Here is a 21,350-nt window from a genome sequence, read left to right on the forward strand (position 1 = left end):
GTTCATTCAACTCTATCTATCATTTTATTTTGAACTGGTAAAAGGTTGGCAAAAAGTGTGAATATAAAAATATTATATCCTGGTCTTACCCAAAATGCTTCAATCATACAGTTTATTGTAATAAGTGATAATAGAGCTAGAAATAAAAACATTCCTTGTTTATAAAGTCTCTTCGATGCAAGTACATATATCAATACCAGTAATACGACAGGAACAACTCCGTAGTAAAATAACATTTGAATATAAGAGGAATCTACATAGTTATAACTGTATACCGATTCTGTTGTGCCACCATATCCTATAAACTTAACCCCGGTTGCTCCAAACAAATGTAAGCCATAGGTCTCTATTGCATTCTTCCCTAAAAATAACCTCATACTGAATAAGTTGTTCAAATTCACAAATAATGAAGAAGACCAGGTAAAGAAATACGATAAGTAAAACATTAAGAAAGAAAATATAGCTGCAAAATAAGGTAGGATCCCATAAATTTTAAATTTTCTTTCTTTAGTAACATACATGACAATAAAAATGACAGTTGCTACAAGTACAGAAAGGGCATTTAACCTAGCATCACAAAATTTGATGATAAAAAATGCTAAACTAATGCCTACCAAGGTTCGTAGTATAATGAACCGTTTCCGTAGTACATATCCCCAAGCAATAAATAAATAAAAACAGTGAGACGCAAAGTCAGTTGGATAAATGAAACCAAAGGAATTTCTAATCACAAAGCCAGACGAACGGACCTGAGCAAATTGTAAATTAGGAATAACTCCCAGAATTGAAAGTAAGAAAACTCCGAACACTATCGTTCCTGACACAATAACGTATGTTTTTAAGATAACATCAATATCTGCATCATATAATAACAAAATCAACAATGAATAAAGTAGGAAATTAGTCCCACCCGTATGCATGAATACGATAGAACTTGTTAGTAGTAATAAAATAGCGGTTAAGATATAAAAGAACGTGAATTTTTTTATATACAAAAATCTAAAACATAATAATAATGAAAAACTGATTAATAAAATAACCGGAAGGTTTGGGATTATTCTGTTTAACATTGTTGTCATAAGAGTATCGTACCCAACAATGAGAGTCAATACTAGAATAACCAAAAGGTTCTCAAACTTAATTTTTAACATAATACCTTTTTACTCTTAATAAAATAGCTACACCTATTTAAAAGCAATTTTACGTAAAATTGGATTCATTTTCATTTTTTCAATAAAGATGACTGTCCGAAATTTTTTTTTGGCGAGAAGATCAATACTCAATCTTCTAAGAAAAGAAGAAATATCTCGCTGTCTTAATAAGGTCTTATAAGACCCTATCATTTGATTCCTATTTCCTGAAAAAATATTATCAAAAGCTTTATTAGTAATTATAGATTGCAGTAATTCTATCTTTTCTCTCCTTCTCGCATTTAAATTAGAAATTTGAAAGGCTGCACTTACAATGATTTTTGTCTTAATTTCTTGAATTAATGTGGCATCTTCTATTTGGAACTTCTCAAGTAATTTTTGCAATGCTTGAAGTTCATCTAATTGTATTTCGATTCTTCTAGGATGAAAACTGGTCAATGCTGAACCGCTTCTACCAGCAATATAATTATAAAGAGTCGATTCAATAAAAAGGATGTTATCTAAATATCGATAAACTTGAAAATTGAATGAAGTATCCTCTCCTATTGGTTTACTAGGAAACTTAATATCGTGTTTTAAAATAAATGACTTGTTATAGATTCTTGACCAAACATTATACATCATATCAGTTTTGAATAACTCTATAAATTCATTTCTAAATTCATTCTTTCCAAGAAGACCACAATGCGTATACAAATGAGGGCGACAAGACAAAATAGTGTCCTTATTTTCTTTAATTTCATTGTAGCCAAAACAAAGAACATCCCATTTATCATTGAGGTTAGGAAAAATTTTTTCAAAGAAATCCTCAGATACAAAGTCGTCTGGATCCATAAAAAATAAATAATTACCCCTTGATAAAGAAATACCTAGGTTCCTGGCTTCTGATACTCCGTTATTTTCAATATGCCTAACACAAACATTAGAAAAATTATTTTGGTACTCATCGCAAATCGCACCACTATTATCACTTGAACCGTCATCAATTAACACAATTTCATAATTGATTGATGACGATTGCTTAAGTATGGAATCTAGGGCTCTTTTTAAATAACCTTCAACATTAAATACTGGAACAATAATACTCAAATCTATATTATTCATTACTCTTCATCCTTAATTTATGACGAATAAATTCTAGTGTCCATTTTTCTTTTTTTAATTTCTTTAACATTGTTGATTTAATATATTCCCAATAGAATTTATTTCTTGTCACCTCTACTAGCTCTTGCTTAGAAATTTTCTCTCCAATAACTAATTGATTTGGTATAACATAAAATGAATCGACTAATTTAAACTCAGGACATTTAATCATCCTCTTTTGGAAATGTGCATACAGAGGACGTTTAACCACTATATCACCATCGATTAAATTTATCGATTCCAAACCATTTTCCTCTGACCAAAAATAATAGCGTTTCGGTTCATTTTCGCCATATTCCCGAAATGAGAAATGACTAATATCAATATCATCAAATAACTTATCTTGCAGTTGTTTGAACTGACATTTTTCAAAAAGCTTTTGGATACCTTCTGCCTCATCAAAAATAAAATTTTGTTCACTCGTATAGACATTGTGATAATCTAATCGATAGTTTAAACCTTGACCAGACATAAAAACACGATTAACTTCACTTGAATTCTTAAAAATTTGCAGATGACCTAAAAGACCATATCTAGCATAGTCATTCTCAAAAAAGCTATGCTCTTCAAAAAATTGATAAATATCACCTAGTAAGACATCTGTGTCACAAAAACCCCAGTAATCATAACCCTTTAACTCTTCTTCAAAGATAAGCCCATAAGCAACTTTATAGTCACATAATTTATAAGGTGTTTTAAGAGAGATTTTAAAATCAAACTTAGACTGAACTCTCTCTCTTAACTCATCAAAAGAAAGAGTTACAAATTCTATATTTTTTGCATTTAAAATTTCAAATTGGTCAATCTTTTGATCCGTATAAATTAAGAAATCAATTTTTTGATTACGTTTAGCGGTCAACAAAAAATATGGGAAAAATTTTGGAAGTCTTCCGAAATATGGAATAATAAGTCTTATTCTTTTCATTTAGTTAGATCCTCTCCACCCTTATTCAGCCAAGTGACAGCATCAAAATAGCGGTGGTACGTTTTCAGATCAATGCCAACGTGTCCTTGCTTTTCAGCTGATTTAAAATGAACTAATGAAGGCAAGTCGCTATAATTCTTTGAAGAGAAAATTACTTTTCCTTTGTATGGGAGTTCCTCAAACTCTTTCATCAATTCATAAGTACAAGCATCATTGTCATTGAACTTGAAATACAAATTATTCCAATGAATTCTTTCCAAACGGCGTTGCCATTTCTGAGAAGCTTCTTTTTCATCTGCATAATGCAAGAAATGAAGTTCAATATCATCAAGAAGTGCTAGAGGATAGGCATTATCAAAGTCTTTGATATATTTTGATTCCTGAACAAATTTCAAAGGGATATTTCCGCTCAAATAATATTTTAAATTCTTGAGCATCTTGATATAATCAGGCGAAAAGACAAACATCCCTACAAAAGGAGTTTGGTAAGGTAAACCTAACTCCTGATAAACCTTTCCCGCCCAACAATTATCACAAATAATCGTGAAATTCTTATTCTTGAGTCTTCGTCTAGGAATAAAGTTAATAATTGGATAAACGATCGGTTTTAATTTGTTCTTAATTGTTTCAGTATTCATCTTAATATTTCTTATACAACTCCGAGAAATTCCGAATATAACTTTGTAATGAGAAGAGTTCTTTTTGGCGTTTGACAGAGGCCTTGCCAAATTGTTCTCTCTTCTCAGTATTCTCTGCTAATTCTTGGATATCTTTAGACAATTCTGTTGGTTCATTTGGCGTGGCAAGAAGGCCGTTCTCGCCTTCCTTGACCATCTCACAGACACCGCCATGACGGTAACCGACTATAGGTTTACCACAAGCCATAGCTTCTAGTACGACTGTTGGTAATGGATCTGGATTGGTACTTGGCAAGACAAAGATATCAAACATATTATAGAGTTCGGTTGTCTTGCTATAATAATCGATTCGTTTGATTTGTCCAGCTACTGGTGAGTCTGATATAGCCTTTTCCAACTCATCCACGCGCCATTCTTCACCTTCAAAAGCACTCCCTGCTAAAAAGGCTACTGCTTTTGGATTAGCCTGTAAGATTGGCGTCACAGCTTCTAAGAAGTCGCCTTGCCCTTTCCAAGCATTCACTCGACCAACCATTCCGATAATCAAAGCATCCTGGGCGATACCAAACTGATCACGGACCGCACTAGCATCCATCACCTGATAAACAGCATTGTCAACACCATTATAGATGACCTGAACTTGGTCATTTTTTACAAAGCGAGACTGCTTCACGTGGTTGGCCACAGCATTTGAAACTGTCACAATCGTATCAGCATAACGTCCCATCAAAAAGTTGATGAAATCAGAAATCGCTTTAGGTTTAACGATGATTTCATGCACATGCCAAATCAGAGGAAGTTTCAACTTCCGTTTGAGGTAAATTCCTTCAAGAACCGCTGTGGTGTTGTTGTGAATGAGGGTAATGCCATTCTCCTTAGCGTATTGAGCAATTTGTTTGGAGTAACGGTTATAAGAGCCAAAGTACTCAAGGATTCCTTTTGGATTAAAATATTTCCGGCGCAAGATTGGGTAATCAATGACTTTAACCTTAGCACCGACCTCTTCCAATGCACCAACTAAGACACCATCATTGGGTAAGATAACGTGTGCCTCAAAAGCATCTTTATCCAAACCCTTAATAAGCTCCAACAAAACCTTATCAGCACCATACATTTCGGCACCAGCATGGAGATATAATATTTTCTGCATTTCTAACCTTTAAATACTTTCTCGTAGTCTGTGACAATCTTTTCCCAAGTGAAGGCTTCTGCGATCCGTCGACTTGATTTCTCATTGAGGTCTGCGATGGCTTGAGCGTCCAATTGTTCAGCCTGATCAATGACATGTGCCAATTGATCTTTCTTCCAATAAAGAGCCCCCTCTTCACCGACTTCTCGGTTGAAACCAACATCTAACAAGAGGTTGAGTTTAGTAGACTCTAGCGCCTCAAGAAGGGATGGATTGGTCCCGCCTACCTCATGACCATGGAAATAAGCAAAAGCATTCTCACGAATGTATTTAAGTAATTCTTGATCATAGACAGTCCCCACAAACTTCACTCGAGGATCTTGATCAAATCCTGTATCCTTGCGTAACTGTTCATAGAACTTGTTTTGCTCTACATTAGTAATCAGGACAAAATCTTTTTTGGAATTGGACTGCATAAAGCCACGAATCATGGCCTCATAGTTATTTTCAGGTACAAAACGTCCCACGACAAGATAGTAATCTCCTTCGGAGACTTGCTTATCCGCAAACCAAGTCCCTACTTTATCGTCTTCTTTACTCAGGATAGACTTGCTTGTATCGGTTCCATAAGCAATATAGATCGTCTGTGGCTGATACTTAGCATAGTCCTTCTGAATATAAGCTTCGATATTCTTGCTATCACAGATCAAAAGATCAGCGTGTTTAACCATGAGTTGCTCAGAAAACTTCCAGTACTTACGGACTGGGAGACTCCATTTCGCGCGAAGCCATTCATGACCATCTGGATTGACCATGAGGGTCCCACCGATCGCCTTGATTTTCTTTTTAATTTTTGAGATAAAAGGACCAATCCGGCAAGCCAAGACATAGAAGATCGGAGCTTGATCCTTATTTTCTTTAGCCATTTCAATAGCCTTATTGAGGGCCGCAATGTCATAAGCAATGGCACGCGCAGGACCGATATTGGGAACATCAATGTTATAACAGATAGCTCCATTATGCTCAAAAGTATCTGCAGTAATCCCTGATTTTGCAGAATTCTCCCGCATACAAGCTACATAGTATTGAATCTCTCGGTCTTGTTGGCACTCTGTCAGCTTTTCGACAAAGGTTTCAAAACCACCATATTTCGCTGGAATTCCCTTAGAACCAACGATATAAACTGACTGTTTCATTTTTCTCCTAACATGGAAAGGACGAAGTAGGCAGTCTCCTACTTCGCTCCTTCTTTTCTAAGTACAACCTTCACGGTCTTGAGCAAGATCTGAATGTCTCTCCAGATCGTCCAACCATCCATGTACGCAACGTCCAGTTTGACTACTTCATCAAAGTCTGTAATCTCACTGCGTCCGCTCACTTGCCAAAGTCCGGTAATACCAGGTTTGAAGCTGAGGCGGCGTTTTTGAGCTGGCGTATAGTCTTGGTATTCGTCAACCGTTGGAGGACGAGTCCCGACCAGACTCATATCACCGATCAGAACATTGTAAAATTGTGGCAATTCATCCAGACTGGTCTTACGGATAAAGCGTCCGATTGGTGTTACCCGTGGATCGTTTTCCATCTTAAACATCCCACCAGTCATGGTGTTTTGCGCCATCAGATCTTTTTTAATCTCTTCGGCATCCACGCGCATGGAGCGGAATTTATAGAAGTTGAAATACCGACCATTCTTTCCGACCCGCTTCTGTACAAAGAAGGCAGGGCCGCCATCTTTACGGATTAGAGGGACCAAAACGATACTCACTAGTCCACAAATCAAGAGACCAAAGAGGGCTCCCGCAATATCCAAGAGACGTTTGGCAAATACGTGGCTCGGTTTGTAGAAATTGGTTGAGAAAGTGACGACACTTAGTCCCCCGACTTCTCGAACCCGTTTATTACCCAAGGAAGCGAAGTTAAAGGCATTGAGATTGACAGATACATCGATCCCCATACTCTCAAACTCCGAGACGAAATCACTAATATTGTAATCCTCACTTGGCAGATTGATAAACACTTCATCCACCACTTCTTTGGTCACAAAGTTCATCATTTGATCCGGTTGCACCACCCTTACCCCCGGATGAGCAAAATCCGTATCGTCCATAATGGTAACACCAATTAGTTCTCCATGATAGAGGTTGGGCGAATGCAGAATATCAAACACCTTTTCCATCCGACTAGTCGCAGTGATCAAAAAGATCTTTCTCGAACTTTTCCGTCGTGGTGAAACAGACTTCCGGTACCTCTTGAGCAAGAAATCCATAATATAGACAGAAAACGTATTCAAAAGAAAGAAGTAGATCATCCCCCGACGAGAGATGGAAAAGACCCCATCGAGCATAAAAGAGGTAAAGGTGATCCCAACAGCAAAAAATACATTGTATTTCAAGACCTGAAAGAGCTCATCCAGGTAACCCCTGCTATAAAAGCGATAGGCAATATTGCTAATGTAGAAGGCTACAAAATGCAAGAGATAGAGAATCGCGATCGTCTGTGACGTGTATTCTGCATCCTTAAAAAGGCTCACAATGTAAGCTGAAAATAGGACAGCTAAACTTTGAAAGAGAACAATATTTAGTTTTTCCAGTTCGATTCTTTCTTCTCCCATTTTCCCTCAATCCTATTCTTTACTTTTTCCCGTACTCTCCGTAAGATCCATATCCACCATATGAACCATACTCAGCAGCTTTAATGTTAAATTTATTGAGCACTACTCCCAAGAAAGGTGTGCCTGTTTGTTCTAATTGGTCCTTAGCCTTTTGGACAGCCTTGCGTCCGTTGGCACCAGATTCTGTGATCAAGACAGTTCCATCACAGCGTTGGGCGATAATCGCCGCATCGATCACGACCCCAATTGGAGGAGTATCGACAATGATATAGTCAAAATGCTCACGCAGGGCATCCATCATCACGGTGAAGTTCTTGCTTTGCAAGAGACCTGTTGGGTTTGGTGCTACCTGACCAGACTCGATAATATCCAAGTTTGGAAAATCAGTCGCATACAAGATTTGATCCAATTGGCTACGACCAGATAAGAAGTCGGTCAAACCTTGGATCTTAGTACGGCTACGGAAAATCCCTGTCATGACAGAGTTCCGAATATCACAGTCGACCAAAAGAGTCTTGTAACCCGCACGCGCAAAGGCAACAGCCAAGTTGGTTGAAGTGGTTGATTTTCCTTCATTTTCTTGAACAGATGAGATGGCGATGACTTTCAAGTCCACCCCACTCAATTGGATATTCGTCGCAAGGGCATTGAAGTACTCTTCTGCCTTCCGAATTTCTTGTAATTTATTTTTTGAAATTTCTAACGTATTCATGCGATCCCCAGTCTACAGTTTCTTAATATCTGGCACAATACCAAGTAAGGTTAAGCCCATCAATTCTTCGATATCTTCTGGTCTCTTGACACGATCGTCCAAGACTTCTACTACGACCATGAGAACCACCATCAAGCCGGCTCCAGCAATAAAGCCAAGAAGGACATTGCGTCGAATATTTGGTGAAGAAGGTGATTGAGGCACTTCTGCTTCATCCAAAGTCGTAACATCTGACACCTTGGTTACAGAGATGATCTTTTCAGCCGCTACATTGCGAAGGCCGTTGGCAATGCGGGCCGCTTCTTTTGGATCTCCATCCTTAGCCGTGATCGAAAGGATACGAGTATCTGTTGGAACGGATACACTGATCTTTTTCGACAACTCAGCTGGTGTCAGATCGAGTTTCAATTCTTCGATAGCTTGACTCAAGACATTTTGAGAAAGGATGATCTCACGGTAGTCCTTAACCAAGTAAGAACCCGCCTGCAAATCCGAGTTTGTCAAGGCATTGTTGTCTTGGTTTTGGCGACTGACCACATAGATACGGCTGGTACTTTGGTATTCTTTCTTGGCTAAAAAGGCACTATAGCCAAATGCTGCAATGGCAAAGACAAGAGCGACCAAAACGATCGAAAACTTGCGTTTCCATAGGGTCTTCAGCATAGCGAAAACATCAATTTCCACTGCTTGATTTTCTTGATTGTTCATTTCCTAATTACTCCTTCATGTGGATCTCTCCACCTGATTGCTTGTTAGATTAATTCATCTGCTAACAAGAGCTGTTGATTGTCGACAAAGAGCCTTTGAGCTCGCTGTTCTCCGTATTCTTCCTTGATCAAGCGATAGGCTTCTGCCATATAAGGCGGTCGTTTATCCACATTGTGCATATCGCTGGCCACAAAGTGCACCAAGTCTTTTTCTAAGAAATACCGAGCCCGTTTTTTCAGTTGTTTTTGCTCATCCCCAAAGAGGCGAGGCTTGAGAACACTCGAACTATTGATCTGCATGTAGCAGCCCATGTCGATCATCTCTTGCACACGCTCCTCATTTTTTTCCAAGCACTTGTAGCGCTCAATATGAGCCACCACTGGGGTGATGCCCAGATGGAGCAAACGGTCCAAGGCGGTATGAATCTCCTTGTAAGGCGTTCCCATGCTGAATTCAATCAGCGCAAAGCGCGTCTCAGCTAAACTTGGAATGATCTTTTCTTCCAGTTTTTTTAAGACATCATTGGTAAAGTAGATCTCTGCCCCGTAATGAATCGTCAAATCTGGCGCGACCTCTGCTGCAATCTTTTTCACTTCTTGAAAATTTTCAGAAATCTTTTCTTCAGGAGTTTCAAACATCCCCTTGCGACGATGAGAAGTCGAGATAATGGTCCGGACCCCTTGGCGATAGCTTTCTTCCAATAAGGCACGCGTATCTTCTCTTGTCTTTGGTCCATCATCCACATCAAAGACGATGTGCGAGTGGATATCAATCATTTTTCTTTTCCTTCCATTACTTTTTGAATGGTTTCCTTAGCCTTGGTCAAGCTGGCTTGATCCAACTCCATGACATAGAGGTTGTAACCAGGCATAGCATAAGACGGCAAGTCATTTCGTCCTTGACCAGTAATCTCTTGAGAAGTCACCTCATAAGAACCACCCGTTTCTAGCTGGGTATTGATCAAGTTCATCATGGTTGGCAACTGCATATTGGTTTGGACAGAATCTTGGAGGTTTCCGATAATCTCATTGTAGTTGCTTAAGACCTTAGTAGAGGTCAACTTTTTGATAATGGCCGCAATGACTTTTTCTTGGTTTTTCCCACGGTCATTGTCACCACCTTGAAGAGAGTAGCGTTCTCGGACAAAACCAAGCGCTTGCTCTGAATTCAAATGGACCTTTCCTACTGGGAAATGGAACTTGCCGTGCAGACTCGTGAATTCTTGGTCATTTTCCACATCGATCCCCCCTAGAAGGTCAATCAACTTGAGGAAGGATGTGAAATTGAGACGAACATAGTAGTTGAGCTTGATATCATAGAGATTCTCAAGAGTATGAATGGAAGCATCCACACCGTAGATCCCCGCATGGGTCAACTTATCATTTTGGTTGTTCCCACCATCTGCAATCGGTACATAGGCATCCCGCGGCGTCGTTGTCAACAGAACTTGCTTGGTCTTCCGATTGACGGTCATGATGATATTGACATCTGATCGAGAAACCGAAGTTACTGGGCCATAGGTATCGATCCCGCTGACATAGATGTTAAAGACATCCGCATTGGCAGACACCTTGCTCGTCGCTGCCACTTCTTTTCGAATCTTGTAGGAATAGATTTTCTTCAACTTCTTCGCATAGTCGGCATCTTCAGCAGCGATCGTATCTTCAAAGGTACTGTTGAGCACCATGGCAGAAGCATTCCCTTCTTGCAGGCTCTTATAGGCATCTAGATAAGTCGGTGCATCCACTACAGAAATTTCCTGACCCTTGGTCTTTTTGATATTGTCCAAGAGGGCCGTGAGATTAGCCTCGTTATTGTTGCCCTTTGGTGCCACCACTTCCTTGATGTCTTTGATGTCTTTGATGCCACTGTCTTTCTTGACATAGACAGCCATCTCAAACTCTGTATAGTTAGAATGGCCATTGACATTACTCGTCAGATTTAGCAGCTGTTGACTAGCAAACAAAACTCCTGAACTCGCCAATAAGCCGACAAGAAGCAGAACCAAAGTTGTCTTTTTGGCCTGATTTTTGATCACAAACCAAGCTGACAAGAGCAAGAGAACAGCTAGTAGTACCATCACGAGAACATTAACATAGCGAAAAGCCAAGATGTTATTGGCCAACATGGTATAGGTCGCCCAACTCGCGGTCATAAGCAAAAAAATAAGCAATACGGAATTAACGATTCGCAATTGCCCCCACTTATGCTCTGAACGACGACTCCGTCTCCTTTGTGACATAAATACCTCCAATTAGTCCTAATCATATTTATTGTAACATATTTTTAGCAAAAAATGCATTAATTATCACTTTTTTGTCCATTATGGACATTCGAAAAGTAAGCGCTTTCTAAAATAAGCAAAGTCCCTTGTATACTTATGCATAGAATCCAAAAAAACCGGGTGAAAGACCCGGTTTTTGAAGATCCTACAAAAGATCATCCCGTTTGACCTGCTCAAAACTTTCCTTGCCATCATTGAGCTTGTCCCAGATGACAACCTTTCCTTCTTTGAGGGATTTTTGAACATCAATAATCCGCTGGTTGGAAGAACCACGAAACTGCAACATGAGGTTGCGTTTGCTTTTATCATACCGTCCATCGACCAGGATATCAATCAGCGACAAGAGTTCCAGTTTATCAGGCGTTTCTAACATCATTTCTTCCCAAGTGTAGCCCGTCCATGACCAGATGTCTTTTTCCGGCAATTCTCTTTTCACGCGCTTGACCAAGGGCAGCAGGATACCAGTGTTGAGAAAAGGTTCGCCCCCAAGCAGGGTCAAGCCCTGAACATAGGGTTGGGCCAAATCGGCCATGATCTGTTCTTCTAACTCTTTGGTATAGGGAATGCCAGCGTTGAAAGACCAAGTTGCTGCATTATAGCAGCCTTCACAGTGAAACATACAGCCACTGACATAGAGGGAGTTGCGAACGCCTTCGCCATCCACAAAGTTAAAGGCCTTATAGTCAATGATTCGCCCCTTACTCAGCTCCTCACTTTTCCATTCTTGAGGTTTGGGATTGTTCATGACACCTCCCCATCTAACTCTATCCAGTAGCGCTGACTTCTGTCGATTGTATTTTCGTAAACACCGCCAGCAGATAGAATCGTGCGACGGCTAGCTTCGTTGTCTTCATCACAGGTAATCAGCACTCGTTCTAGTCCTTGTTTTCGAGCCTCTGCTAGTCCTAGCTCTAGCTGCAACTTAGCCAAGCCCTTTCTGCGTTGACTGGGCCGGATGGAATAGCCAATGTGACCACCCTCTACAAATAATTTGTCATTCAAGGACAAGCGCAGGGCTAAAAAGCCCAGAGGGTAGCCAGTCTCATCAAAGGATAAAAATTGAATGGCAGGAACCCAGCCTTCTGGCAGATTCTCAGTATCCTCCTGCTGCTCTACAATTCGCAACCAATCCGCAAAATCCTTTGCTCGCTTCCAAGTGGAGCCCATGCCACCGTGCATATAGGATTTTGCAGCATCGAACTCAGCAATCATCTCTAAAATCGCGTCTTTATCTTCTAAAGTTGGTCGTTGTAACTTCATAAACTTTCCTCAATCTAAATCAATCCAATACCGCTCCGTTCCATTTCGAACATCCTCAAATTGACCGCCATTAGCTAAGATAACAGCTCTGCTGGCAGGATTTTCTGTGCTACAAGTTACCAGAGCTCGTTTGATATTCTTTTCCTTAGCAACTTGTAAACCTTGGCGGAGGGCCTCTTTAGCATAGCCCTTACCTCTTTCAGAGGGACGGATGGAGTAGCCAATATGGCCAGCATGATTCAGCAATCCCTCATTCAGTCTCAATCGTAGATTCAAAAATCCTAGAGCACGACCTACATCATCAAATGATACAAATTGAATAGAAGGAACACGATTTTCCGGCAATCCTATTCCCATTTCTTTATTATGGTTAGTTTCCAACCACTCCTCATAATCAAACTTCTCAGCATCCCAAAAGCCACCGTCATGAGCCGATTGGGTCTCTTCAAACTCTGCCATCATCTCTAAAACTGTTTCTTTATCTGCCAAAGTCGGTCTGCGTAATTCCATCTTTACCTCCCCATAAGAGAAAAGCGAGAGCGAACTCTCACTTTTATTTTTTCTTAGTTTTCTTTAAAAATTGCTCTCTTAGGCTGGCTACCCGGTCTTTTTTATTGACTCCACCTGTCGAATGTTTTTCGTGGAATCGTTGAACCTGGGCTTTGCCCTTATCATCTAATTGGTATTTTCCCATAATGTCCTTTTCTAGTCTGTCACTTCATGTCCACCATACTTGATGGTAGACCCGTTCATGTGTTTGACACGCGCAGCGATTTCCTTATGACGGCCATTGACCATGGGGCGAGCTTGTGGGTTTCCAAGATAGCCACAGGTCCGTTTGACCACATCGACCGTTTTCGGATCGCTATTGCCACAGTTTGGACAAGCAAATCCGCGCTCAGTCGGCGTGAAATCTCCTTCAAAATCACACTTGTAACAACGGTCAATCGGCGTATTGGTTCCGAGATAACCGACCCGGTCATAGGCATAATCCCAAACCGCTTCAAGGGCTTTGGGATTTTGTTGGAGCACAGGGTATTCGCAATAGTGGATAAAGCCACCAGACGCCCCTGCTTCAGGATAAACTTTTTCAAAATCCAACTTCTCAAATGGGGTGGGGTTCTTACGAACATCGTAGTGGAAACTATTGGTGTAGTATTCCTTGTCTGTGATATCCGGAACCTTACCAAATTTCTCCGTATCCAGGCGACAGAAGCGGTCTGTCAAGCTTTCTGACGGTGTCGAATAGATGGAGAAGTGGTAATCATACTGGTCAGACCATTCTTCCACGCGCGCTTTCATATCCTTGATGATAGCAATCGTGAATTGTTTGGCTTCTGGATTGTGTTCCCAATTTGGACCATAAAAGACGGTTGCAACTTCATACAATCCGATATAGCCAAGAGAAACGGTCGCTCTACGGTTGCGGAAGAGCTGATCTACCTGATCATATTTACCCAAGCGTTTCCCGAAAGCGCCATATTGGTAGAGAATCGGCGCATTGGCTGGGGTCGCTTCTTTGGTGCGCTCCACCCGGTAAACCAAAGCATCTTCCGCAATGTTCATCCGTTCATTAAAGATTTGCCAGAACTTTTCCTTGTCTCCGCCAGATTCCAAGGCAATCCGGGGCAGATTAACCGTCACAACTCCCAGATTCATCCGGCCAGAATTGACTTCCACACCATTCTCGTCCTTCCACCCTTGAAGGAAAGAGCGACATCCCATGGGCACCTTGAAGGAGCCTGTCAATTCGACAATCTTGTCATAAGAGAGGACATCTGGATACATGCGTTTCGTAGCACATTCCAAGGCCAATTGCTTGATATCATAGTTGGGTGTTCCCGGCTCTAGGTTGAGTCCCCGCTTGAGGGTAAAGATCAATTTTGGAAAAATGGCTGTCCGATGTTCCGATCCAAGACCCTTAATCCGAATTTCCAGAATCGCCTTTTGGATTTCCCGTTCGAAGCGATTGGTTCCAAGACCAAAGCCAAGCGAAGTGAAAGGAGTTTGCCCGTTTGAAGTAAAGAGGGTATTGATCTCATATTCTAGCGATTGCATGGCATCATAGATATCTTTTTGAGTCTTACTCCAAGCATAGTCCTCTTGCTTTTCAGGAAGTACCCACTCTTTGGCATCCGCTAAGTGTTTTTGGTAGTTCTTTGCTGCATAAGGGGCCAAGACTTCATCGATCCGGTCTGCTGAGCAGCCCCCATACTGACTAGAGGCCACATTAGCAATAATCTGCGAGATTTGTGCCGTTGCAGTTTGGATAGACTTAGGACTTTCCACTTCTGCATTCCCGATCTTAAAGCCATTTCTGAGCATGCCTTCAAAATCAATCAAACAGCAGTTGGTCATCGGTGTATAAGGGCTATAGTCCAAATCATGGTAGTGGATGTCCCCTTTTTGGTGGGCATTGGCTACGTGTTTGGGCAACATTTTAAGACCAATAGACTTACCAACGATCCCTGCCGTCAAGTCCCGTTGCGTGTTAAAGACATCACTGTCCTTATTGGCGTTTTCATTGACGACGGCTTGATCCTTATTAAGGAGTTTGCCAATCGTAAAATTGATGTCGGTTGCTTTTGAGCGCTCAAAATCGCGTTGAGTCCGATAAGTAATGTAGCTCTCTGCGATGGCATACTCATTAGCTTGAAGCAATTCATGCTCGACGACATTTTGAATCTCATAGATCTTCACGCCATTTGGAAAACGTTCCAAAATCTCTGCGATCACACGATCGACAATGGCTTCTAGTTTGGCTTCCATCACGGGAGTGAGAGAAGTCACTTCTTCTGTCGCCTTCAACAAGGCTTTATAAATTTTTTCAACATCGAATGGAACACGACGGCCATCTCGTTTTTCAACAAAAATATCCGGGGCCATTCTCAGTTTTTCTTCTCTCAAGGTGATCATACCAAACATGCCTCTCTTCATTTATTTACATACAAGTTGTATTATACCACTCCAAAAATAAAAATCAATATCTTGTGGAAAATTTTATAAAAAACTTTCTAAAGCACAAGATATTGATTTTATTAAGAGCGTTGATAGAGTTTGAAATGACGGTATTTCTTCTCAACGAGACGATAATTTTCTTTGAGCAAGTTCTTCATTTTGGAGGTCAATTCTACCTGATTGTTGACCACAATATACTTGGGTTCAGACCGATCGATTTGTTGGGTTACATTTGTCCGGTTCTCATTAATCCCCAGATAAGAAGTCGGGGTTAATAAGGCAGAAGCTGCCAAACGATCGCTTTCTTGATAGAGAATAGCTGTCGTATCCCAAGCATAAATGGTATCTTTCGACTTGGTGTGATTTTTAATGTAGCTGGCAATAGCACTCCGTTCACTGGATTGGCCAGACTGAAGCACAACATCTTGAACCACCGGATTCGCCAACAGATAGACAAGGGCTACTAGCGGTAAGAAAACTTGGCTCGTAAAGTAAGCGGCCCAAACTTCCTTGTTTTTCTTCTTCCGACCACGACGTTCGATCCCATCGTTTTCTTCCCCATCTCGTGAGAACCAGATCGCAAACAAAGGAAGAACAAATGGCAACATTGGCAACAATTGGTAAGCGCCTTGTTCAGGAAGACCAATCGACACGATGAGGACTACCAGGCTACCTGCCCATCCCATAAAGCGGAAGATCCGGCGAGCGCTGCTATTTTGCTTGGTAAAGGACATCAAAAAGGCAGAGACTAAGCCAAAGGCCAGCGCCAACAGTCCATAATAAATGGCATTACTGAAGGTCTGTCCATTGCTAAAATTCAAGGCATTAAAGACATAGGTCACTTGATTAATGGCATAGCCAAAAGTCTGATTCAAAACGGTGATATAGCCAATTGGATAAAAGACGAGTGAAAAACCAAGGAGAGCTGCTAGCAGTTGATAAAAGCCACGCGCCCATCTCTTCTGCTTGATGTTAAAGGCTGTTAATCCAAGGAAGGCCAACAAATAAAACAAGGCACTGGTCATCGGATCAATCAAGAAAGCCACAGCTGCAATCGCACCATAAAGGATAAAGCCTTCATCCTTACGATCCCCAATCAAATAAGCCAAAATGAAATTCATGCTGGCAAATAGGATTGGAAGACTAAAGAGAGTCACATAAGTTCCTCCAAAACCAAGGCCTAACACCAAGAAATAAAAGAGTAACTGGACATTCTTCGCTGTATCTTTATCAGACACCAGCAAGCGCACAACCCGATAGAGATAGGTCCCCGCAAAGAAGAGGGCAATCGCTTGGAGGATCATCAAGATCCAATGTCCACCAGCTAAACTCCCCAACCAGTTGATTGCATAATAGAGGAGACCATTGGTTCCGTAAAAATCACCAAACGGTACTTGACCCTTGGTCATTGCCCAGCCAGCATACAAGTTTTGAGATTGTTGATTGGTTGCAAAACGGGTTAAAAATGGCACCCCAACATGCAGCAAACTAATCAAAAGACTCAACACAAAAGGAATCGCTAGGGGCACTGGACGCTTGGATTGACGACGGATCGGCTCAACTGTCACATCTGCTTCTAGCTCTTCCGTATTCTCTTCTACCTTAGATGCTTCCGCTTTTGTCGCTTCGACTCCCGCCTTACGCGAACGACGACTCATCCGACTGAGCGGTTGCTCCGCTTCCTGTTCCGATTCTTGTGTAGGTTCTGCTACTGCTTCTGGCTTGGCATCACGAATTTCCTCTGATGCCTCCATTGCAACCGGCTCCTCCAAGACTTCTGCCTGCTGGCTATGAGTCGGCTCTTCTTCACGAAAGACTGACTTATCTAGCACTTCGCGAATTTCACGTGTATCCTGAAAGCTATCTCCCACGTGAAGCCCTAACTTTTTCGAAGTCATTTCTTGCTCTTTTTCGCTCATTCTTTTTCCTTTTTCTAGATCTTTGCTCTTTCCTTTTAGAAAAAAGCCCATTATCTTCTCTAGTATACCAAATTCTGCCGACCCTGTCAGCCTCTTGCCACATAGTCCTATGGAAAAAGAGTCAGATCTCTCAGCTTCTGACTCTTTCTTCTGTATTCTCACACCTATTACAACATCGGTGCGAACAATTGCATAATTTCCTTGATTAAGCGCTGGTGCCAGGTAAAGTGGAAGGTATCTTCAGTGATCTCTTGAGATACTTCAAAGATGTGGTCAAAATCCGCCCGGATCTCTTTCAGAGCAGGCGTCCGATACATCCAGACCGCATTTTCATAGTGATGGACCAGACTACGGTAGTCAAAGTTAATCGACCCTACAACCGCCATTTCGTCATCTGCCAGAACTTGCTTACTGTGGACAAAACCAGGCGTGTACTCATAGATTTTCACACCAGCATCCATCAGATCCAAGTAAGCCCCACGCGTAACAATTTGGATCAATTTTTTATCCGGAATATGCGGGGTCACGATGCGAACATCCACCCCACGAAGGGCCGCATTGCGGATATCTTCTGTCAAATCATAATCGATGATCAAGTAAGGAGTCGTGATATAGACGTAATCCGTCGCTTGGTTGATCATATTTTGATAAACCGTCTTTCCGACCTGCGACTTGTAAATTGGCTTTGGTCCACTCCCATAGGGAATATAGAGCCCTTCTCCTTCGACTGCCTTGTTTTCAATATGGTAGCGGTCAAAATCCTCGATTTCCCCACGGTTGATGTACCAGTTCATGAGGAAGAGTCGCGTTAAGGCCTTAACAGCTCGTCCATCCAAACGGATGGCACTGTCCTTCCAGTGACCAAACCGCTCAATGTGGTTGATGTACTCGTCTGCCAAATTGACACCACCCGTATAGCCGATCTGGCCATCAATGACCAAGATCTTACGGTGGTCTCGGTTGTTATAAGCTACTGTCAAACGGGGGATCACCTTGTTAAATTTATGGGCATCAATTCCCATCTTTCGCAATCGTTTGGTATAGTTCCCAGCCAAGGTTGCCATACAGCCGATATCGTCATAAAGGAGTTTGACTTCAACCCCCTCTTTCACTTTCTGCTCTAAAATCTCTAGGATGCTGTTCCACATCAAGCCCTCGTCAATGATGTAAAACTCGATGAAGATAAATTTTTTCGCTGCTCGCAGATCCTCTAGTAGTTGCTCATACATAGCCTCCCCTTGAGGGTAAAAGGTCGATGCCGTCCCATTGTAGAGATCCGCATTGTGGTCCATGGATAAAATCGACTTGACCAAGCCATAAACCGCCTTGCTTTCTTGCTTGAGCTCCTTACGCAACTGATGACTATTGTCCTCTCGAAACTTCATGGACTCCATATTTTTCAGCTGGATCATTTCCTTTTTGGACAAACGCCGCTCTCCAAACATGAGATACAAGAGTGATCCAAAGACAGGAATGACGGCAATCAAGAGCCAGGTCACCTTATTTTCAGGCGGGGTATTTCGATTAACAATAGCCAAGATTGTCGACACATATAAGAGCCCAATGACCGCAACAGATAGCCAATGAGGGAACCATCTATTAAGCCAGAAGAAGGCCGCAAAGGATGCCCAAAGTTCGAAGCCCATAAACAAAATACTAAATCCATATTTGGACATTAATAGACGTAATTTTCGAAAGGTCACAACATCCTCCTTTTTCTTTCTACTAGTATACCAATTCTTTTTACCCGATGCAACGACCAACCAACCCCCTTCTTGACAAACAAAAACAGGCTAGGACTTTTGTCCCAGCCTCTCAATTATTTTTGGATTGTCGAGCAAGACGCAGTGGTTGAGTGGGCTCTACTACGCTGATTTCATCAGCTTTTACAGCCCTACTCAACTGTGCGGAGGTGGGACGACGAAATCGAATTCTAACGAATTACCGATTTCTGTCCCACTCTCTCTTGTCTCGTCCCTTATTGCTTGGTCAGGACAATAATCCCTTGATCATCCTCTGCTTGCTCCAGATCTTCTAGCGACAACTGATCCCCTTCGATCCGATAGCGATAAGGCTCATCTCCGATACGCATGGATTGATTGACCGGATCAATACTAACCTCTTTGGCCTCTTCTTCTCCATCAGCATCTTGCACCGTAAACGTGCCTTTTTGACCCGTCACAACTAAGAGGATCGTATTTTCCTCGTCCTGTCCTCGATAGCTTCCATCTATGGACACCCCTTCTTTCTGTTCTTTACTCGCAGAAGTCACAGTCTGTGATGAAGCAGACGTCTGTTTGCTCGAAGTCTGTGTCGCTTGTTCTTGCTGGCTACAAGCAGTCAGGAAAAGGGCTACTGCCAAGGTCAGTATAGACATGATTTTTTTCATTAAGATCGGCTCCTTTCGCCATAACCGTATACTATCTACCACCAGTATACGCCAAGAAAGTCTTTAGGTCAATTGTTTACCCCTCTAATAAAAATGCCCTTACTTCCGCAATAAAATACAAGGATCCTGTGACAAATAAGACTTCATCTGGGGAACTCTGATCCATAAATTCTTTGATATAGGCCTTGTAGTCCGCTACATAGGGCAGGTCTTGTCGGTCGCCTTGTGCCACCACTTCACCGTAATGAAAGGTCGTCAAAATCAATTCAGCTTCCGGCAATCCCGCTTGAAGCGTTTGGAGCATCCCGCTATAATCTTTTCGCTTGAGGGCCCCAAATAAAATCTTCACGCGCTTTCCTGCTAAGCTATTGGCAAACTCGATCAAGCGCAACATAGCATGAGGATTATGGGCGCCATCCAGATACACCTGGTCGCCAAACAACTCTAGACGGCCCGGCCACCGCGTCTCTTGCAAGGCGTGCTTGACCTGCTCCATATCCACTTCTTCATCTAGGCCTTCCATATAGAGGAGAAAGGCCTCCAGAGCTACTGCAGCATTTTCCCGTTGGTAATCACCCTTCAAGCCCAGAGATGGCAAGACAATATCCACACTTTCATTCCAAAAACGATCCTGCTCTATGCCAAAATCTTTCTGGAAGGCGTGGAGATCCACAGCCAATTGCTCCGCTTTTTCTTGACAAACAGCTATAGCATCATCCGATAAGGGACCCACCACAGCTTTCTTGCCCTTCTTAAAGATTCCTGCCTTTTGCTGGGCGATTTCCGCAATCGTCCCTCCCAGTGTTTCCTGGTGATCCAGGCCAACCGAAGTGATCACTGCGATATCTCCCGTCACTACATTAGTGGTATCTAGAAGCCCACCGATACCAACTTCCAATAAGACCACGTCCACAGCTTGTTCCTTAAAATACAAGAGGGCCATGAGGCAGATAATCTCAAAATAAGAGAGTTGATCCTGGGTTTGAAGTAAGGTCTGCTCCATTTGTTGGACTTCTTGGCCAATCCGAGTAAAATCTTCATCTGAAATCGGCTGATCCCCAATACAAATCCGATCATGGATACTGATCATATGAGGAGAAGTAAAGGTCCCAACCTTCTTCCCATGAGCCATCAACAATTGACGCAGAAAGGCGATTGTGGATCCCTTCCCATTGGTTCCTGTCACATGAAGGATCGGATAAGCCTTATCCGGTCTTCCTAAAAGGCTCACTGCCTGCTCCATACGATCCAGTCCCGATCGAAAATTCAGACCGATCCGACTATTCATCCATTGCTCAATCTTATTCACATCTTCCTCCTAAAAGAAAAAAGCGACAAAACCTCTTCTGACGTTTGCGCTCCTTTCTTTTGTAGTTATTTCTTTCTCATTTTACAGCAGGTCCATCGGACTTCCTGCTTTTTCTTGTTTCTTGAAGCAGGGCTAAAAACGTCCACTGGACTTACTTGCGGTCTTCATTTCTAGCGCAAGGGTAAAAATGTCCCCCGGACTTACCAACTCTTTC

20 protein-coding genes are annotated in these 21,350 nt (G+C 41.9%); all 20 read right to left on the reverse strand.

From position 1 onward, the window contains the following. Window positions 1-2: 2 nt before the first annotated feature. Complete coding sequence (locus LPB220_RS10215) at window positions 3-1,151, reverse strand: polysaccharide polymerase (RefSeq protein ID WP_150906698.1); 1,149 nt, start codon at window positions 1,149-1,151, stop codon at window positions 3-5. 33 nt (window positions 1,152-1,184) lie between these two features. Then, a complete protein-coding gene (locus LPB220_RS10220) occupies window positions 1,185-2,255 on the reverse strand; it encodes a glycosyltransferase family 2 protein (protein ID WP_070587753.1) in 1,071 nt (356 codons plus the stop codon). Beyond that, window positions 2,248-3,219: a DUF6625 family protein gene (locus tag LPB220_RS10225; protein ID WP_070587749.1), complete on the reverse strand. Its 972-nt coding sequence runs from the start codon at window positions 3,217-3,219 to the stop codon at window positions 2,248-2,250. Before LPB220_RS10225 ends, LPB220_RS10220 begins: the two co-directional genes overlap by 8 nt. Then, a complete protein-coding gene (locus LPB220_RS10230; protein WP_150906700.1) occupies window positions 3,216-3,857 on the reverse strand; it encodes a DUF1919 domain-containing protein in 642 nt (213 codons plus the stop codon). The genes LPB220_RS10225 and LPB220_RS10230 overlap by 4 nt, the downstream gene beginning before the upstream one ends. Window position 3,858: 1 nt before the next feature. Further along, complete coding sequence (locus tag LPB220_RS10235; RefSeq protein ID WP_150906702.1) at window positions 3,859-5,007, reverse strand: glycosyltransferase family 4 protein; 1,149 nt, start codon at window positions 5,005-5,007, stop codon at window positions 3,859-3,861. 2 nt (window positions 5,008-5,009) lie between these two features. After that, entirely contained in the window at window positions 5,010-6,182 is a 1,173-nt protein-coding gene (gene cps2T, locus LPB220_RS10240) for a beta 1-4 rhamnosyltransferase Cps2T (protein WP_150906704.1), read from the reverse strand. 38 nt (window positions 6,183-6,220) lie between these two features. Then, window positions 6,221-7,597 (reverse strand): sugar transferase, encoded by a 1,377-nt coding sequence (locus tag LPB220_RS10245; protein ID WP_150906706.1) that lies wholly within the window; start codon window positions 7,595-7,597, stop codon window positions 6,221-6,223. A gap of 19 nt (window positions 7,598-7,616) precedes the next feature. Then, window positions 7,617-8,309 carry a tyrosine-protein kinase gene (locus LPB220_RS10250; RefSeq protein ID WP_150906708.1) on the reverse strand — a complete coding sequence of 231 codons (693 nt, stop codon included), beginning with the start codon at window positions 8,307-8,309 and terminating at the stop codon, window positions 7,617-7,619. Window positions 8,310-8,321: 12 nt separating this feature from the next. Continuing rightward, window positions 8,322-9,017, reverse strand: a complete 696-nt coding sequence (locus LPB220_RS10255; RefSeq protein ID WP_150906710.1) for a Wzz/FepE/Etk N-terminal domain-containing protein — start codon at window positions 9,015-9,017, stop codon at window positions 8,322-8,324. 44 nt (window positions 9,018-9,061) lie between these two features. Then, window positions 9,062-9,793, reverse strand: coding sequence for a capsular polysaccharide biosynthesis protein Cps4B (gene cps4B / locus LPB220_RS10260; RefSeq protein ID WP_150906712.1), 732 nt, complete (start codon window positions 9,791-9,793; stop codon window positions 9,062-9,064). After that, window positions 9,790-11,259, reverse strand: coding sequence for an LCP family protein (locus tag LPB220_RS10265; RefSeq protein ID WP_150906714.1), 1,470 nt, complete (start codon window positions 11,257-11,259; stop codon window positions 9,790-9,792). The genes cps4B and LPB220_RS10265 overlap by 4 nt, the downstream gene beginning before the upstream one ends. Before the next feature lie 187 nt (window positions 11,260-11,446). Next, the gene (gene nrdG, locus LPB220_RS10270) at window positions 11,447-12,046 is read right to left on the reverse strand and encodes an anaerobic ribonucleoside-triphosphate reductase activating protein (protein WP_150906716.1); all 600 of its coding nucleotides are present in this window, start codon (window positions 12,044-12,046) and stop codon (window positions 11,447-11,449) included. After that, window positions 12,043-12,561, reverse strand: coding sequence for a GNAT family N-acetyltransferase (locus LPB220_RS10275; protein ID WP_049472731.1), 519 nt, complete (start codon window positions 12,559-12,561; stop codon window positions 12,043-12,045). The genes nrdG and LPB220_RS10275 overlap by 4 nt, the downstream gene beginning before the upstream one ends. Window positions 12,562-12,570: 9 nt before the next feature. Beyond that, a complete protein-coding gene (locus LPB220_RS10280) occupies window positions 12,571-13,071 on the reverse strand; it encodes a GNAT family N-acetyltransferase (protein WP_150906718.1) in 501 nt (166 codons plus the stop codon). Window positions 13,072-13,114: 43 nt separating this feature from the next. Next, window positions 13,115-13,255 (reverse strand): hypothetical protein, encoded by a 141-nt coding sequence (locus LPB220_RS10285; protein ID WP_150906720.1) that lies wholly within the window; start codon window positions 13,253-13,255, stop codon window positions 13,115-13,117. An 11-nt stretch (window positions 13,256-13,266) separates the two neighbouring features. Then, window positions 13,267-15,477, reverse strand: a complete 2,211-nt coding sequence (gene nrdD, locus LPB220_RS10290) for an anaerobic ribonucleoside-triphosphate reductase (RefSeq protein ID WP_150906860.1) — start codon at window positions 15,475-15,477, stop codon at window positions 13,267-13,269. A gap of 122 nt (window positions 15,478-15,599) precedes the next feature. After that, window positions 15,600-17,438 (reverse strand): MFS transporter, encoded by a 1,839-nt coding sequence (locus tag LPB220_RS10295; RefSeq protein WP_191904610.1) that lies wholly within the window; start codon window positions 17,436-17,438, stop codon window positions 15,600-15,602. A gap of 167 nt (window positions 17,439-17,605) precedes the next feature. Beyond that, window positions 17,606-19,141, reverse strand: coding sequence for a cardiolipin synthase (cls, locus tag LPB220_RS10300; protein ID WP_150906723.1), 1,536 nt, complete (start codon window positions 19,139-19,141; stop codon window positions 17,606-17,608). 275 nt (window positions 19,142-19,416) lie between these two features. After that, on the reverse strand, window positions 19,417-19,827 hold the full coding sequence (locus LPB220_RS10310) for an SP_0198 family lipoprotein (protein ID WP_070589807.1): 411 nt from the start codon (window positions 19,825-19,827) through the stop codon (window positions 19,417-19,419). A gap of 76 nt (window positions 19,828-19,903) precedes the next feature. Continuing rightward, entirely contained in the window at window positions 19,904-21,136 is a 1,233-nt protein-coding gene (locus LPB220_RS10315; RefSeq protein ID WP_150906725.1) for a bifunctional folylpolyglutamate synthase/dihydrofolate synthase, read from the reverse strand. Window positions 21,137-21,350 lie beyond the last annotated feature (214 nt).

Source organism: Streptococcus sp. LPB0220 (assembly GCF_008727815.1).
Lineage (GTDB): Bacteria > Bacillota > Bacilli > Lactobacillales > Streptococcaceae > Streptococcus.

Excerpts from the sequence above, each read along its gene's own strand:
- LPB220_RS10215 (WP_150906698.1), bottom strand. The coding sequence starts at position 1,151 with ATGTTAAAAATTAAGTTTGAGAACCTTTTGGTTATTCTAGTATTGACT.
- LPB220_RS10220 (WP_070587753.1), bottom strand. The coding sequence starts at position 2,255 with ATGAATAATATAGATTTGAGTATTATTGTTCCAGTATTTAATGTTGAA.
- LPB220_RS10225 (WP_070587749.1), bottom strand. The coding sequence starts at position 3,219 with ATGAAAAGAATAAGACTTATTATTCCATATTTCGGAAGACTTCCAAAA.
- LPB220_RS10230 (WP_150906700.1), bottom strand. The coding sequence starts at position 3,857 with ATGAATACTGAAACAATTAAGAACAAATTAAAACCGATCGTTTATCCA.
- LPB220_RS10235 (WP_150906702.1), bottom strand. The coding sequence starts at position 5,007 with ATGCAGAAAATATTATATCTCCATGCTGGTGCCGAAATGTATGGTGCT.
- cps2T (WP_150906704.1), bottom strand. The coding sequence starts at position 6,182 with ATGAAACAGTCAGTTTATATCGTTGGTTCTAAGGGAATTCCAGCGAAA.
- LPB220_RS10245 (WP_150906706.1), bottom strand. The coding sequence starts at position 7,597 with ATGGGAGAAGAAAGAATCGAACTGGAAAAACTAAATATTGTTCTCTTT.
- LPB220_RS10250 (WP_150906708.1), bottom strand. The coding sequence starts at position 8,309 with ATGAATACGTTAGAAATTTCAAAAAATAAATTACAAGAAATTCGGAAG.
- LPB220_RS10255 (WP_150906710.1), bottom strand. The coding sequence starts at position 9,017 with ATGAACAATCAAGAAAATCAAGCAGTGGAAATTGATGTTTTCGCTATG.
- cps4B (WP_150906712.1), bottom strand. The coding sequence starts at position 9,793 with ATGATTGATATCCACTCGCACATCGTCTTTGATGTGGATGATGGACCA.
- LPB220_RS10265 (WP_150906714.1), bottom strand. The coding sequence starts at position 11,259 with ATGTCACAAAGGAGACGGAGTCGTCGTTCAGAGCATAAGTGGGGGCAA.
- nrdG (WP_150906716.1), bottom strand. The coding sequence starts at position 12,046 with ATGAACAATCCCAAACCTCAAGAATGGAAAAGTGAGGAGCTGAGTAAG.
- LPB220_RS10275 (WP_049472731.1), bottom strand. The coding sequence starts at position 12,561 with ATGAAGTTACAACGACCAACTTTAGAAGATAAAGACGCGATTTTAGAG.
- LPB220_RS10280 (WP_150906718.1), bottom strand. The coding sequence starts at position 13,071 with ATGGAATTACGCAGACCGACTTTGGCAGATAAAGAAACAGTTTTAGAG.
- LPB220_RS10285 (WP_150906720.1), bottom strand. The coding sequence starts at position 13,255 with ATGGGAAAATACCAATTAGATGATAAGGGCAAAGCCCAGGTTCAACGA.
- nrdD (WP_150906860.1), bottom strand. The coding sequence starts at position 15,477 with ATGATCACCTTGAGAGAAGAAAAACTGAGAATGGCCCCGGATATTTTT.
- LPB220_RS10295 (WP_191904610.1), bottom strand. The coding sequence starts at position 17,438 with ATGAGCGAAAAAGAGCAAGAAATGACTTCGAAAAAGTTAGGGCTTCAC.
- LPB220_RS10310 (WP_070589807.1), bottom strand. The coding sequence starts at position 19,827 with ATGAAAAAAATCATGTCTATACTGACCTTGGCAGTAGCCCTTTTCCTG.